Annotated in this window: 12 protein-coding genes; 6 read left to right on the top strand and 6 right to left on the bottom strand. The window is 66.4% G+C overall.

Going from position 1 to position 13,855, the window contains the following annotated elements:
- Window positions 1–226 precede the first annotated feature (226 nt).
- On the top strand, window positions 227–1,777 hold the full coding sequence (locus tag JQ592_RS07530; RefSeq protein ID WP_211402232.1) for an ABC transporter substrate-binding protein: 1,551 nt from the start codon (window positions 227–229) through the stop codon (window positions 1,775–1,777).
- A gap of 4 nt (window positions 1,778–1,781) precedes the next feature.
- Complete coding sequence (locus JQ592_RS07525) at window positions 1,782–3,326, top strand: GMC family oxidoreductase (protein WP_211402231.1); 1,545 nt, start codon at window positions 1,782–1,784, stop codon at window positions 3,324–3,326.
- Window positions 3,327–3,595: 269 nt separating this feature from the next.
- Here JQ592_RS07525 and JQ592_RS07520 read toward each other — a convergent pair whose 3' ends face one another.
- The 3 genes from JQ592_RS07520 to JQ592_RS07510 all read right to left on the bottom strand — a co-directional run bounded on the left by JQ592_RS07520 (window position 3,596) and on the right by JQ592_RS07510 (window position 6,441).
- Window positions 3,596–4,051 carry a hypothetical protein gene (locus tag JQ592_RS07520; protein ID WP_211402230.1) on the bottom strand — a complete coding sequence of 152 codons (456 nt, stop codon included), beginning with the start codon at window positions 4,049–4,051 and terminating at the stop codon, window positions 3,596–3,598.
- A 186-nt stretch (window positions 4,052–4,237) separates the two neighbouring features.
- Window positions 4,238–5,623 carry a chromate efflux transporter gene (gene chrA / locus JQ592_RS07515; RefSeq protein ID WP_211402229.1) on the bottom strand — a complete coding sequence of 462 codons (1,386 nt, stop codon included), beginning with the start codon at window positions 5,621–5,623 and terminating at the stop codon, window positions 4,238–4,240.
- Window positions 5,623–6,441 (bottom strand): chromate resistance protein ChrB domain-containing protein, encoded by an 819-nt coding sequence (locus JQ592_RS07510; protein ID WP_211402228.1) that lies wholly within the window; start codon window positions 6,439–6,441, stop codon window positions 5,623–5,625. Before JQ592_RS07510 ends, chrA begins: the two co-directional genes overlap by 1 nt.
- Window positions 6,442–6,636: 195 nt before the next feature.
- On the opposite strand from JQ592_RS07510, the gene dmeF reads away from it, so the two are divergent.
- The 3 genes from dmeF to JQ592_RS07495 all read left to right on the top strand — a co-directional run bounded on the left by dmeF (window position 6,637) and on the right by JQ592_RS07495 (window position 9,487).
- On the top strand, window positions 6,637–7,611 hold the full coding sequence (dmeF, locus tag JQ592_RS07505) for a CDF family Co(II)/Ni(II) efflux transporter DmeF (protein WP_211402227.1): 975 nt from the start codon (window positions 6,637–6,639) through the stop codon (window positions 7,609–7,611).
- 87 nt (window positions 7,612–7,698) lie between these two features.
- Window positions 7,699–8,526 carry an N-acyl homoserine lactonase family protein gene (locus JQ592_RS07500; RefSeq protein ID WP_211402226.1) on the top strand — a complete coding sequence of 276 codons (828 nt, stop codon included), beginning with the start codon at window positions 7,699–7,701 and terminating at the stop codon, window positions 8,524–8,526.
- Between the two features lie 82 nt (window positions 8,527–8,608).
- A complete protein-coding gene (locus tag JQ592_RS07495) occupies window positions 8,609–9,487 on the top strand; it encodes a DMT family transporter (RefSeq protein ID WP_211402225.1) in 879 nt (292 codons plus the stop codon).
- On the opposite strand, the gene JQ592_RS07490 is transcribed toward JQ592_RS07495, so the two are convergent.
- Together JQ592_RS07490 and JQ592_RS07485 are read right to left on the bottom strand one after the other, a co-directional pair.
- Window positions 9,484–9,675 (bottom strand): hypothetical protein, encoded by a 192-nt coding sequence (locus JQ592_RS07490; protein WP_211402224.1) that lies wholly within the window; start codon window positions 9,673–9,675, stop codon window positions 9,484–9,486. The genes JQ592_RS07495 and JQ592_RS07490 overlap by 4 nt on opposite strands.
- A gap of 31 nt (window positions 9,676–9,706) precedes the next feature.
- A complete protein-coding gene (locus tag JQ592_RS07485) occupies window positions 9,707–10,864 on the bottom strand; it encodes an MFS transporter (protein WP_211402223.1) in 1,158 nt (385 codons plus the stop codon).
- A gap of 165 nt (window positions 10,865–11,029) precedes the next feature.
- Between JQ592_RS07485 and JQ592_RS07480 the strand changes: the two genes are divergently transcribed.
- Window positions 11,030–12,289: an adenylate/guanylate cyclase domain-containing protein gene (locus JQ592_RS07480; RefSeq protein ID WP_211402222.1), complete on the top strand. Its 1,260-nt coding sequence runs from the start codon at window positions 11,030–11,032 to the stop codon at window positions 12,287–12,289.
- Between the two features lie 201 nt (window positions 12,290–12,490).
- Here the strand turns inward: JQ592_RS07480 and JQ592_RS07475 are convergent, their stop codons facing one another.
- On the bottom strand, window positions 12,491–13,735 hold the full coding sequence (locus JQ592_RS07475; RefSeq protein WP_211402221.1) for an MFS transporter: 1,245 nt from the start codon (window positions 13,733–13,735) through the stop codon (window positions 12,491–12,493).
- Between the last annotated feature and the right edge of the window lie 120 nt (window positions 13,736–13,855).

Genomic DNA, 13,855 nt, shown 5'->3' with positions numbered 1-13,855 from the left:
CACAACAACGGTGTCATGCCCCGGCTTGACCGGGGCATCCAGTACGCCGCGGCCCATCGGTTCAATCACAGCCGTCTCTGGAATACTGGATCGCCCGCCTTCGCGGGCGATGACAGTGAGTGTGGCGCAAACGCGTGGCAGATAGTCGTGAGCGCATACGTGCGGGCACGAACATTGCTTTTTCCTGGCGACTGCAAACGGCTGGTCAAAAGGCAAAAACAACCCAATGTTCAAACTGAAGGCTTTCATTCCGGCGCTGTTCGGCCTCGCGCTGGTGGCGGCGCCCGTGCATGCGGCGAGCAATCTCGTCGCGGTGCTCGAGGCGGAAATCGTCACGCTCGATCCGCATTTCTCCACGGCCTATATTTCGCGCACGTTCGGCTACATGGTGTTCGACACGCTGTTTGCGAAGGACTCCAAGGGCGAGATCAAGCCGCAGATGGTGCAGGACTGGAAAGTCTCGGCCGATGGCCTGACCTACAGTTTCACGCTGCGCGACGGTTTGAAATGGCATGACGGCCAGCCGGTCACATCAGCCGATTGCGTGGCCTCGCTGCGCCGCTGGGGCACCCGCAGCGCACTCGGCCGCCGCATCTTCGCGATCACGGCCTCGCTCGAGCCGTCCGATGCCAAGACCTTCGTGCTGACGCTGAAGGAGCCGTCCGGGCTCGTCATCGACGCGCTCGGCAATCCCGTCAGCCCGGTCGCCTTCATGATGCCCGAGCGCATCGCGAAAACGCCCGGCGACCAGCGCATCACCGAGATCATCGGCTCCGGTCCGTTCGTCTACAGCAAGGCCGATCACCGCACCGGTGACCGCATGATCCTGAAGAAGTTCGCCGACTATGTGCCGCGTCCCGAGCCCGCCGACTTCCTCGCCGGTGGCAAGCGCGTCAACGTCGACACGCTCGAGATTCGCGTCATTCCCGATGGCGCGACCGCGGCCTCTGCGCTCCAGGCCGGCGAGGTCGACTTCATGCAATACGCGCCGTTCGATCTGTTGCCGCAACTGGAGAAGAACTCGCGCGTCAAACTCGTCAACTTCACCGGCGGCAACATGTTCGCCGGCGCCTATCGCCTCAACGCCGCGTCGAAACCGTTCGACGATCCCGAGATCAGGCGCGTGCTGTGGAAGCTGGTCGATCAGCGCGAAGTGCTGGATGCGCTCGGCCTCGATGCCAAATACGCCACGCCCTGCGCGACCTACTTCACCTGCGGTACCACCTATGAAAGCAAGGCCGGCACGGAAGCGGCCGCCAAGCCGTCAATCGAAGCGGCGAAGGCTGCGCTGAAGGCGACCAAATATGCCGGCGAGCCCGTCGTCGTCATGGAGGCCAACGATCTCGAAGCTCCGCGCGTCTCGGCGCAGGTGCTGGCCGAGCGGCTGAAGGCTGCAGGCTTCAACGTCGATCTGCAGGTGATGGACTGGGCGAGCGTGCTGGCGCGCCGCGCCAAGAAGGAGGGCTGGAGCGTCTACGGCGTTCACGCCGGCGGCTTCGATCTCGGCTCGCCGCTGACCAACGTCATGGTCGCCTTCAACTGCGCCGACTTCACCGGCTGGCAATGCGATGCGCGCATTACGCCGTTGATGGAAGCCTTCGCCAAGGCGCCGGCCGAGGAGGACCGCAAGAAGATCGCGGGCGAGATCCAGGCCGTCATGTACGATCAAGCGCCCGCGATCCCGTGGGGGCAGTTCGCGCAGCCGGCGGCCTATCGCGCCACTCTGCGCGGTCTGATACCGTCCGCCATCCCCGTGTTCTGGAACGTTGAGAAGTAACGCGATGTACGATGTCATTGTTGTCGGCGGCGGTTCCGCCGGCGCCGCTGTGGCCGCAAGGCTCTCCGAAGATCCCGCACGCCGCGTGCTGCTGTTAGAGGCCGGTCTCGACTGGCGCGCTGATGAAGCGCCCTGGGAAGTGAGGACGCCCAATCCGATTCCGATCATCCACAAGCGCGAATATCAGGAAAAATGGCAATGGCCCGATCTTCTGACACGCCGCGTGGCGGGGCAGGAGCCGCGCTTCTACTGGCGCGGCAAGGGGCTCGGCGGCTCGTCGATGATGAACGGCCAGATCGCGATCCGCGGCGTTGCGGATGCCTTCGACGAATGGGCCGCCAATGGCTGCACCGGCTGGTCGGCCAAGGAGGTGATGCCGCTGTTCTCCGTGATCGAGGACGATCTGGAGTTCGGCGACGCCGCAGGCCACGGCAGTGGCGGACCGCTCCCGGTCTACCGCGCGCCGCCCGAGAAATGGGGCCCAATCGATCGCGGCTTGCGCGATGCCGCGCTGGCCAGCGGCTACCCATGGTGCGCCGACCTCAACGGTCCCGATGGTGAGGGCGTTGCCTGCTATCCCATCAACAGCCGCGACAGCCGACGCATCACCACCAATGAGGGCTATCTGGAGCCCGCGCGCGGCCGCGCCAATCTGGAGATCCGCGGCCACGCGCTGGTCGATCGTGTCCTGATCAGCGACGGACGGGCAACCGGCGTCCGGGTCCATGTCGAGGGGCAGGGCACCCACGAGATCAGCGCGCGTCAGATCGTGCTGTGCGCCGGCGCGATCCACAGTCCGGCGATCCTGCTGCGCTCGGGCATCGGCCCGGCAGGGGAGCTGAAGGCGATGGGCATCGCGGTCGAGCGCGATCTGCCGGTCGGCCGCCACTTCTTCGACCACCCGCTGTTTCGCGCCACCATCCAGCTCCGCGAGAACCTGCGGCCGAGCGATCCGGATACCCGCCACACCAATTGCTGCGTGACCTATTCCTCGGGCCTCGCCAATGGCGGCAAGCGCGACATGATCCTGATCGCGTTCAATCATCGCGGCATCGGCGTGCCCGGCGCGATCGGCGCCGGGCTGTTCAACGCCTATTCGCGTGGAACGCTCAAATTGGCCTCGACCGATCCCGCGATCGATCCTGTCGTCGAGGAGAACATGCTGGCCGATCCCCGCGACATGCTGCGGATGATGGATGCGGTGAAACGGCTGGCCGTGATCACCTCGCAGCCCGCGCTATCAGGCATCGCCGACTGGATCAGGCTGACCGACACCGACCTGACGCTGCCGCAGGCAGCTAACCTGCCCGATCACGAGCTCGATGCGCTGCTGCGGCGCGAGACCGGCGACATCCAGCACGCCGCGGGCAGCTGTCGCATGAGCGGCGCTGGCGACGCCGATGGCGTGGTCAACCCCGATGGCACCGTGAAAGGGATCAACGGCCTGCGCGTCGCCGATGCCTCGATCATGCCGTCCGATTGCCGCGCCAACACCCATTTCACCACCGTGGTGATCGGGGAGGCGATTGCGCGGATGATGATGCGGTAGCGCGACAACGACAGTGTCATGCCCCGGCTTTGACCGGGGCATCCAGTACGCCGCGGCCTCTCTTCTCGATCACGACCATCTCGGAGTACTGGATCGCCCGGTCAAGCCGGGCGATGACACCGAGAGTGAGGCTAGACAGGTCATCGCTCCGCTACAGGTTTCAAACAGCGGGCGAGCGTTCGCATTCTCGCGGCGCATGTCGCCCGAGTTTGACCTCTCTGTTTTGCCCGACGGATAACGGTCGACGGGGCCACGCCCCAGAGGGATACTCAGATTTCGCAACCGGTCAGATTCAGCGCCTTGAGCAAACCGCCAAACGCCTTGAGCCGACAGGGCTCGGTATTGCTGGCGGCCTTTGGACGCTGGAAATTGGCGGTTTGCTTGATAGCGATTGCTCTTGGCTTCGGCTTGGGACGTTCAGCGGCCGCGATCTTCTTCGAATTGTGCCGATGACGGGCAATCGGCTTCGGCTCGGACGAACCAATATGGATGTCTTCCGGGGGAGCGGCACGGTCTTCAACCACAGCAGCCTGCGTCGGCGTCTCGCTGCTCACAGCAACAATTTCAAGGCGATCAGCTTTCGCCAGCGCGCCATGTGAAGCGGAAATGTCTGTTTTTTGCTCGGCGACCGCGGCTGCGCGACGCGGTGGAGCTCTCAGCTCCATGGCCGACAGCATTCCTACAGTCAGCAGGATCAGGAGGCCCAACAACGCCATTCTCAGCATAATGCGCCTCTAACCTGCGTTAGTGCTGCTGAAAATTCTCCGCTCCAATAAGGCAACTTGTCGGCGGGCGGCCGGCTCACGACGGATCATTTACCGACAGGGTTAACGTCGGTGATGCGCCCCACACATGCCGAGAATGCTGCCGCTCACGTCCGTCCGGCGGTGAAAATGGAGGCGCTACACTTCCTAAATGACCCCCGCCAGCCGTAGCGCCACGCCCGCCGCGCAGCTGCCCGCCAGCACCGTCAGCATCCCGAGCTTGAACCGGAAGATGGCGGTCGCCGCCGCGATCGCCAGCAGCAGCGCCGGGATATCGACGCTGGTCAGCACCGGCCGGTCGAACGCGAACGGGAAGGCGTGCACCGGCGCGGTCTCGCGGAACAGGGTGTGCAGCGCGAACCAGATCGAGAGGTTGAGGATCACGCCGACGACCGCGGCGGTGATCGCGCTGAGCGCGCCGGCAAGGCCTGTGTTGCCGCGTAGCCGCTCGATGTAGGGGGCGCCGACGAAGATCCAGAGGAAGCAGGGCGTGAAGGTGACCCAGGTTGCGAGCAGGCCGCCGAAGGTTGCCGCGACCATCGGCGACAGTCCGCCCGGATCGCGATAGGCCGCCATGAAGCCCACGAACTGCAGCACCATGATCAGCGGGCCCGGCGTGGTCTCGGCCATGCCGAGGCCGTCGAGCATCTCGTGCGGCTTCAGCCAGTGATAATGCTCGACCGCCTGCTGGGCGACATAGGCCAGCACCGCATAGGCGCCGCCGAAGGTGACCAGCGCCATCTTCGAGAAGAACAGCGCGATCTGGCTGAACACGTTGGCCTGTCCCAGCGCTGCGAGCAGCGCGATCACGGGCACCAGCCAGAGCGCGAGCCACAGCGCGCCCACGCGGATCGCGCGGCCGGTGTCGGGTTTGACGTGATCGGGCACGGCCTCGCCGAGCATGCTGTCGATCGCGGCGCTGCTGCCGCCGGGACCGTGACCGGCCGGGGCAAATTCCGGACGGCCTTGCCTTGCGCCGATATATCCGATCACGCCGGCGGCGATGATGATGATCGGGAAGGGGACGGCGAAGAAGAAGATCGCGACGAAGGCGATCGCAGCGAGCGCGATCATGATGCGGTTCTTCAGCGCGCGCTTGCCGACGCGCACCACGGCCTCGACGACGATGGCGAGCACGGCGGCCTTGAGGCCGAAGAACAGTGCCTCGACGAAGCTGACATTGCCGAAAGCCGCGTAGATGTAGCTCAGGGCCATGATGGCGATGATGCCGGGCAGGACGAACAGCCCGCCCGCCATCAGGCCGCCGGCGGTCCGATGCATCAGCCAGCCGACATAGGTCGCAAGCTGCTGCGCCTCCGGTCCCGGCAGCAGCATGCAGTAGTTCAGCGCATGCAGGAAACGGCCCTCGGAGATCCACTTCTTCTCCTCGACCAGGATGCGGTGCATCACCGCGATCTGGCCCGCGGGCCCGCCAAAGCTCAGGCAGGCGACGCGAAGCCAGACGCGGAAGGCCTCGTTGAAGCTGATGCCGTGACCGGCATCAGCTCCCGTTTGAAGGCTGCGAATATCCATTACGCCTTCACCTTGTTGGTCGGCCAGTTGTGGGTCTCGGTGGTGGCGTCGCGGCACCAGCGGTAGAAGGCATCGTAGAGCAGCATGCCGGCCTCGAGCTGCTCGAGATCGTCATCGTACATCCGCGACAGCCCGAGCGAGGCCGCGAGCAGGCCCGGTGCCTCCGGCGCCAGATCCGGCCGCGCGGTGTCGGCGCCGCGCACCAGCGTCGCGAGCCGGAGCAGGGCCGGCGTCGCAATCCCGAACTCCTCGATCATGACGTCGAAGGTGCAGAGCTCGCCGCGGTGGCTCCAGAACACGTTCTCGATGTCGAAGGGGGCTGCGCCAAAGCGCTCGCCAACGGCGACCACCTCGGACGGCGCCACGTAGAGGAACACCGCGTTGGGATCGACGAAGCGGCGGATCAGCCAGGGGCAGGCGATACGGTCGATCTTCGGCCGCGCCCGCGTGACCCAGACGGTGCGCCCCTGCGCGTCGCGCGGCGGCAGCTTCCGGGTGTCGAGGAGCGGCAGCTTGGCCGCCTTCCAGCCCTCGAAGCCGCCCTCCAGCGTCTCGGCCTCCACGCCGAGCTGGCGGAGCCAGGCCGCCGTGCCCTGCGCGAGCTTCTCACCGCGGAAGCACGAGACGACGGCCCGGCGGCCGGCGAACTCGCCGCCCCAGTCCGTCACGTTCTCGTGGCTGCGCCTGATGGAGCCGGGGATCAGCCGCCGGTCGGCGGCAAAATCCTCCTCCGTGCGGACGTCGATCAGGACAGGTGCATTGGCCGTGCCGATCAGGCGCGCCAATTTATCGGATGATATGGTCGTGAAAGTAGACATGTTGAGCGTCCTCGTAGGAACTAAACGGGACGCGATACTTGGGCATGTCGCCTCGTGGGGAGATCGCTCAAATCCCCATGGGCTGATTACAGCTAAACTAAGCGGAACTGTCAATCCGCGGGACGTTTGGGCCTTAGAAAATCGGCGGCCGCGGGTCTATAGTGTCCTCGAGACCTGAATCTTCTGGAGAATTCGATGCATTCCCACTCCATTGAACAGTGGACCCATGATCACGCCTTCCTCGGCGAGAAGCACGACGAGAACGAGCGGCGCACCTGGCTCGTGGTCGTGCTGACGCTGGTCATGATGGTCGGCGAGATCGTGGCCGGCTCGCTGTTCGGCTCGATGGCGCTTCTGGCCGATGGCTGGCACATGGGAACGCATGCGGCCGCGCTCGGCATTGCCGCCTTCGCCTACCGCTTCGCGCGCCGGCATCTGGGCAATGCGCATTTCACCTTCGGCACCGGCAAGTTCGGCGATCTCGCCGCCTTCTCCAGCGCGATCATCCTTGGCCTGATCGCGGTCGAGATCGCCTATGAGAGCGTGCTGCGGCTGATCACGCCGGTACCGATCGTCTACGGCGAGGCAATCGCGGTGGCCGCGCTGGGGCTGTGCGTCAACCTCGCCAGCGCGTGGCTGCTGCGCGATAGCCACGACCATCATCATCACGGCCACGATCATGGCCACAGCAATGCGCATCACGATGACGACGATCATGACCACGACCATGATCACCACCACCATCATCACGACAACAACCTTCGCGCGGCTTACGTCCACGTCATGGCGGACGCAGCGACCTCGGTGCTGGCGATCGGCGCCCTTGTGGTCGCGATGTATTCGGGCTGGGTCTGGGCCGACCCGGCCGTGGGCCTGATCGGCAGCGCCGTGATCGCAAGCTGGGCGTTCGGCCTGATCAAGTCGTCGGGCGCGGTCCTGCTCGACGTCCGCGCCGACGAGACGCTGGAGCGGGTGATCCGGGCCCGCATGGAGGTCGGCGAGGATCGTGTCACCGATCTGCATCTGTGGCAGGTCGGCCCCGGTCATTGCGCCGTGCTGGTGTCCGTAGTGTCGGACAAGCCGAAGCAGCCAGCCGTCTACAAGAAGCGGCTCGCCGGGCTGAAGGGCCTCAGCCACGTCACAGTCGAAGTCGAGACCTGTCCGCACTGATGTGATCGGCGGATGCGGAATTCTGTGGCGCGGCCGGGGTTGATCCCCGGTCGCAGCTTCCCAAACGCTTGCCAAGGAGGACCAGGGATGATGCCCAGGATCAAGCTTGCTTTCGCCGTCGCTCTCGCCTTGTCCAGTCATGCCGCGATGGCGCAGTCGGAGAGGAGCGGCGTCGAAAGGCTCTACGTCCTCAATTGCGGCGAGGGCACTGCCGGCGACATCTCGCGTTGGACGCCCGGCATCAACGAGGGCAAGACGATGGACTTCGTCGACAGCTGTTACCTCGTCAAGCACGCCAAGGGCTGGTTCCTGTGGGACACCGGGATCGCGGACTCCGTCGCGGCCATGCCCAATGGTCTTACGCCCGCCGATCCCAAGGCCGTGACCTGGCGGCGGCCGAAGACGCTGGCCGCCCAGCTCGACCAGCTCGGTGTCAAGCCCGACGACATCAAGGCCATGGCCGTCTCGCATACGCACCCGGACCATTCCGGCAATGTCGAGCTGTTCCCGCAGGCCACGCTCTACGTGCAGAAGGCCGAATATGACTGGCCCGGGGCCAACAACGAGCCGCGCTTCAAGCCCTCGCACCCGGTCGAGCAACTCGCGGGCGACAAGGATGTGTTCGGCGACGGCAGCGTAACCATCCTGTCGACGCCCGGCCACACGCCGGGGCACCAGTCGCTGCTGGTGAAGCTGCCCAAGACCGGCGCGGTGGTCCTCTCCGGCGACGCCGTGCACTTCAAAGACAATTGGGACAACCGCCGCGTGCCCAGCATGAACGTCAGCAAGGACCAGACCGCGGCCTCGATGCAGAAGATCGCCGACACCCTTGCCAAGGAGAAAGCGCAGCTCTGGATCAACCACGACAAGGCCCAGCGCGACAGCCAGAAGATGGCGCCGGAGTTTTACGACTAGCTTCGCGCAAGCCCCTGTTGCCACACCGATGGCAGCAGGGATGTGCTAGCCGCCCGCATAAGCTCCGGCATAGGAGACGGTCGTGGGGGAGTGGCTCGGGGTTGCGATCGCGCTTGTCTCGAGCAGCATCGGCGGCACCGCCGCGGCGATCACGCGCTATCTCGTCGCCGGCGCCGATCCGGTCCTGCTCGCGACCCTGCGCTGGGGGATCGGCTTCCTCTGCCTGCTGCCATGCGCGCTGTTGCTCGGTGTGCGTTGGCCACAGCGCTCCGACTGGCCGGCTGTGGCGCTGCTCGGCATCTGCTTCTTCGGCATTTTCTTCATTCTCTACAATATCGCGGTGTCCTACACGACCGCGGCGCGCGCCAGCCTCGCGCTGGCGACGCTGCCGTTGCACACCATGGTGGTCGGCGCGATCCTCGGCGTGGAGCGGCTGACCGCGCGCAAGATCATGGGTGTGGGCATCGCCGTGCTCGGCGTGGCGGCGGCGCTCGCCGCGGGCCTGGCGCAAAGTCCGCCGGGAGCGTGGCGCGGTGAGCTGATCATGACCGCGGCTGTGTTCTGCATGGCGTTCTACAACGTCTTGTCGCGACCGCTGATGCAGCGCTCGAGCGCGCTCGGCTTCCTCACGGTCGGCATGGGCGCGGGCGCCGTGGTGCTGGTGCTCGCAGGTCTCGTGAAGGGTAGCTTTGCGGCGCTCGATCATTTCACCACGGCGCAGTGGATCGCGGGCATCTATCTCGGCGCCGGCGGCGGCGCGCTCGCCTTCATCCTCTGGGTCATGGCGCTGGCGCGGGCGACACCGACCCGCGTCGCCAACACGATGACGGTCAATCCGATCGCCGCCACGTTGCTGGCCGCGCTGCTGATCGGCGAGCCGATCACGGCGAACCTTCTGATCGGGCTCGTCGCGGTCTTCGCCGGCATCTGGATCGCGACCGGCGAGACGAAGCCGGCCTAGCTCTTCGGCACCGTGGCCGCCGGCGGGCTCGCCTCCGGCGTCTTCTTCGGCTTCAGCGAGCCGGCATAGAACGAGACCAGCCACACCAGCAGGAGGGCGAGGAGATAGACGCCCCAGGCCTGCGGCGGCGTGGTCGCCCAGCGCAAAAGGCCCTTGAAGGAGCGGGGCGGAGTGTTGTCGTCGGTCATGGCCCGCTTGTGCGCGAAAGCGGCGATGCGGTCAATCCGGCCGCCGCTCGGCGCGGATCAGGAAAAGCGCCGCCAGCGCCGAGAGGCTGAGCGCGGATGAGACGATCAGCACCTTGGCGCCCATGACGTCGATCAGCAGGCCGAAGACCAGCGGCGCCACCGCCTGCGCCATCCGCGCCGGCGCGCCGATGATGCCGAGGCGATAGCCGAAATCCTTCGGGCCGAAGATCGACAGCGGCAGCGTCCCGCGGGCGATCGTCAGGATGCCGTTGCCCGAGCCGTGGAACAGCGCAAAGGCGCTCGCGGCGGCACCGCCAAAGATGGCGACGACGGCAGCGCCGATCGGATGGGTGAGCGAGGCGAGCCGTGTCGACCATAAGGGATGAAAGCGGCTCAGAACGCCGGCTTCGAGGATGCGTGCCGCCACTTGCGCCGGGCCGATCAGCGCGCCGGCCGCGATCGCCTCGACATGCGTCGCGCCCGTGGCCTCGACGATGCGCGGGAAATGCACCGCCATCGCGCCGGTGACGGTCCAGACCGCGGCGAAGACGAAGGCGAGCAGGATCATGGTGCGGTCGAGCGGCAGATGTGGCTTCTCGGCCGTCGCCGCCGCCTGTCTTGCGCCCTTGATCGCGGGCAGCATGAAGAAGTTGAGCGGCAGGCCGATGAGGATGTTGGCGGCGGCCCAGGCAAAACAGGTCTCGCGCCAGCCGATATGGGCAAGGCCCCAGGCGGTGAGCGGCCAGCCGACAGTGGAGGCAAAGCCCGCCATCAGCGTGATGCCCGTGATGGGCCTGCGCGCCTCGGTGCCGTAAATGCGGCCGAGCGCGGCGAAGGCGGCGTCGTAGAGGCCCATCGCCATGCCGATGCCGAGCACGAGCCAGGCGATCGCCATCACCAGAACGGATTGCGACAACCCAAGGAGTACGAGGCCGGCGGCGATGGTCAGGTTGGAGGCCGACAGCACCTGCCGTCCGCCGACGAGATCGATCTGCCTCCCGATGCGCGGGCCGAGCATCGCCGAGATCACCAGCGAGGCCGAGAAGGCGCCGAAGATCCAGTTGGAGGAGACGCCGAGGTCGCGCGCCATGGGGTCGGCGAGCAGGGCCGGCAGATAATAGCTGGAGGCCCAGGCCAGGGTCTGCGTGGTGCCGAGCGCCAGGATGATCGGAAGCTGGCGCTGGCTCATATTCCGGTATGTCTGATCGGCGGGGTCATCGGCCGCATTTGCAGCCCGCGGCGAGGGTGCGTCAACAGCGCCTGCGGCATATTCGACCTGCTGCGGGCGGGAGACTCATTGCACGCGCTCCGTGCGCGGCCTTTCGTTCGTCACGAATGCACGCCATAATGGCGTATGCAATTGACCTCGCGCCTCGCGCTGATGAACTGGCTGACCGGCCAGGGGCTCACGGGCCTGCCCGAAAACGAACTGCTCCGCGGGTTCTGCGAACGCTGCCGCGCCGAAGGGCTGGAACTCTCGCGCGGACTCGTCGTCATCGACACGCTGCATCCGATCTATGAGGGCCGCGGCTTCCGCTGGAGCGACCGTCCCAGCAACGAGAGCGACGCCTTCGAATACGGCTCGACCGCCGAGGGCGACGCGGCCAAGAGCTGGCGCCGTTCGGTGTTCTTCCACATGCTCGAGCACGGCCACGACGAGATGGTGATCGATCTCGCCGATGCGCCGTCGCTGGATTTCTCGCAGATCGGCGATCTCGCCGACAAGGGCCACAAGCACTATCTCGCCTTCGTGCACCGCTTCGGCGAGAACGGCGCGCTCGGCCTGATGGACTGCCTGTATTCCTGCTGGACCACACGCCGCCCCGAAGGCTTTGGCGAAGACGGGCTCGAGGCGCTGCGCGATCTGGTGCCGGTCTTGGGACTTGCGATCAAGTCGGCGCAGCAGGTCGATATCGCGCGCACGCTCGGCCGCGTCTATCTCGGCCGCGACGCCTCCGAGCAGGTGCTGCGCGGACGCATCTCGCGCGGCGTCACCGAGCGCATCAACGCCGTGCTCTGGTATTCGGATTTGCGCGGCTCGACCGGGATCAGCGAGAGCATCGGCCCCGACGAGATCATCCCGTTCCTCAACGATTATGCGCAGGCGGTGATCGATGCGATCCACGACGCCGGCGGCGACGTCTTGAAGCTGATCGGTGACGGTGTGCTCGCGATGTTCACCGGCGACGACATGGCAGCTGCGCGCCGCGCCGCGCTCCGCGCCGAGCATCTGTCCCGCCAGAACGTCGCGGCGCTGAACGCGCGCCGGGCGGCCGACGGCCGTCCCACCACGTCCGCCTATATCGGCCTGCATGTCGGCGAGGTCTTCTACGGCAATATCGGCAGCGAGGACCGGCTCGATTTCACGGTGGTGGGCCCGACGGTGAACGAGGTCAGCCGCATCGCCTCGATGAGCCGCTCGGTCGATCGCGAGCTCTTGGCATCAGCGGAGTTCTACAAGGGCCTGGATGCCGCCGGCCGGCGCTATCTCGTCTCCACCGGCCGCTACGCGCTGCGCGGCATCGGCCGCGCGCAGGACCTCTACACCCTCGATCCCGAGGTCGATGCCAGCGAGCCGGTGACGGGGAGCTATGAGCGGTATCTGGCGGGGTAGGCGCAACGTCGTCCCGGCCTAGTGCGCAATTGCGCACGGGGGCCGGGACCCATACCGCGTGATCTATCGATCGCGAACGGCGCTAGTCCCAACAAACACTTTGTAACTAAGAGTCTCCGCCAAACTACTCTTTGTGGTTATGGGTCCCGGCCTTCGCCGGGACGACGATGGAGTTTTGTTGCTCCTCTTTCGAGAGATCGGCTAACACCCCACCGCCACCTCATCTCCCACCATGTCCGGCTGCCGGTCGAGTGCTGCTGCCGGGGACAGCAGGATCACCAGCGCCTGCGCGCCGAACACGGCTGCGGCGAGATAGAGGCAGGCTTCGGCGCTCCAGAAGCCGCCGACGATCGCACCCAGTGCCGAGCCGAGCGGGCGGGCGCCGTAGCTCATGATGTTGATGGCGGAGACGCGGCCGAGCAGGCGCGGCGGCGTCACCGACTGGCGCAGCGTCGTCGTCGAGATCACCCACAGGATCGGCCCGACGCCGAGCAGGAAGAAGCTCAAGCCCGCAAGCCAGGGCGAGGGGACCAGCACCGTCAGCGCCATCACGACCGAGGCGACGAAGCCCGTGACCGGACCGAGGCCGACAACCGTGCCGAAGGCGATGCGCTGCATTACGCGTGTGGCGAGGAGCGCGCCGATCACCATGCCGACGCCGTACATCGTCAGCACCGTGCCGACGCCGGCGGCGGTCAGGCCGAGATGGCGCACGGCGTAGGGCACGAACACCGCGATCTGCAGGAACCAGCCGGTGTTGAAGATGAACTGGGTGATGAACACCGGCCGCAGTAGCGGATGGTGAAACACGAACGCCGCGCCTTCGCGGATCTCCTGGAACGGATGGCGCCGTGGCATCGGCGCGCGGGCGGGCTCGTAGATCCCGGAGAGCAGCACCACCGCGATGGCCGAGAGTGCCGCGGCAAAGCCGAAGGCGAGACTCGCCCCCCACCAGCCGACCAGTGCGCCGCCGAGCGCAGGCCCACTTGCAAAGGCGATGGTGCGCGCAAGCTCGATCCGCGCATTCGCTGCTGGCAACAGGTCCGCGCTCACCAGCGAAGGCACCAGCGCCGGCGCTGCGACACTGTAGACGACGGTGCCGCACACGGCGGCGAAGCCGAGCAGCGACAGCAGTGACAGATTGAGCGCGCCGAGCACGAGCAGCAGCACGATGGCCGCGAGTGCCGCCGCCCGCAGCGCCTCGGCGCCCGCCATCAGCGTGCGGCGGGAGATGCGGTCGGCGAGCAGGCCGGCCGGAATGGCGAACAGCACGAAGGGCAGGGTCAAGGCGGTCTGCAGCACGCCGGTCTGGCCTTCGGCGACCCCGAGCGTCAGCACGGCGACGATCGGAGCGGCGGCCAGCGCGATCTGCTCGGCGGACTGCGCCGCGAGATTGGACCAGGCGAGGCGGCTGAAGGTGTCAGGGAGGCGCGGCGAATTTGACATGGCTCATTTCCTGCAAAGTCGGATTGGCGCCAGTATCCGCTTCCGGGCCCGGCCAAACCCACCCGGTTTCCGACAGGCGGGGCAAAACGCGGCCGCACCGGGAGCTGATGCGGCTAGATG

Source organism: Bradyrhizobium iriomotense, assembly GCF_018129405.1.
In the GTDB taxonomy this organism is placed as follows: domain Bacteria; phylum Pseudomonadota; class Alphaproteobacteria; order Rhizobiales; family Xanthobacteraceae; genus Bradyrhizobium; species Bradyrhizobium iriomotense_B.
This window is presented reverse-complemented; position numbering and strand designations above follow the sequence as displayed.

Excerpts from the sequence above, each read along its gene's own strand:
- JQ592_RS07510 (WP_211402228.1), bottom strand. The coding sequence starts at position 6,441 with ATGTCTACTTTCACGACCATATCATCCGATAAATTGGCGCGCCTGATC.
- JQ592_RS07485 (WP_211402223.1), bottom strand. The coding sequence starts at position 10,864 with ATGAGCCAGCGCCAGCTTCCGATCATCCTGGCGCTCGGCACCACGCAG.
- JQ592_RS07475 (WP_211402221.1), bottom strand. The coding sequence starts at position 13,735 with ATGTCAAATTCGCCGCGCCTCCCTGACACCTTCAGCCGCCTCGCCTGG.
- chrA (WP_211402229.1), bottom strand. The coding sequence starts at position 5,623 with ATGGATATTCGCAGCCTTCAAACGGGAGCTGATGCCGGTCACGGCATC.
- dmeF (WP_211402227.1), top strand. The coding sequence starts at position 6,637 with ATGCATTCCCACTCCATTGAACAGTGGACCCATGATCACGCCTTCCTC.
- JQ592_RS07480 (WP_211402222.1), top strand. The coding sequence starts at position 11,030 with ATGCAATTGACCTCGCGCCTCGCGCTGATGAACTGGCTGACCGGCCAG.
- JQ592_RS07525 (WP_211402231.1), top strand. The coding sequence starts at position 1,782 with ATGTACGATGTCATTGTTGTCGGCGGCGGTTCCGCCGGCGCCGCTGTG.
- JQ592_RS07490 (WP_211402224.1), bottom strand. The coding sequence starts at position 9,675 with ATGACCGACGACAACACTCCGCCCCGCTCCTTCAAGGGCCTTTTGCGC.
- JQ592_RS07520 (WP_211402230.1), bottom strand. The coding sequence starts at position 4,051 with ATGCTGAGAATGGCGTTGTTGGGCCTCCTGATCCTGCTGACTGTAGGA.
- JQ592_RS07500 (WP_211402226.1), top strand. The coding sequence starts at position 7,699 with ATGATGCCCAGGATCAAGCTTGCTTTCGCCGTCGCTCTCGCCTTGTCC.
- JQ592_RS07530 (WP_211402232.1), top strand. The coding sequence starts at position 227 with ATGTTCAAACTGAAGGCTTTCATTCCGGCGCTGTTCGGCCTCGCGCTG.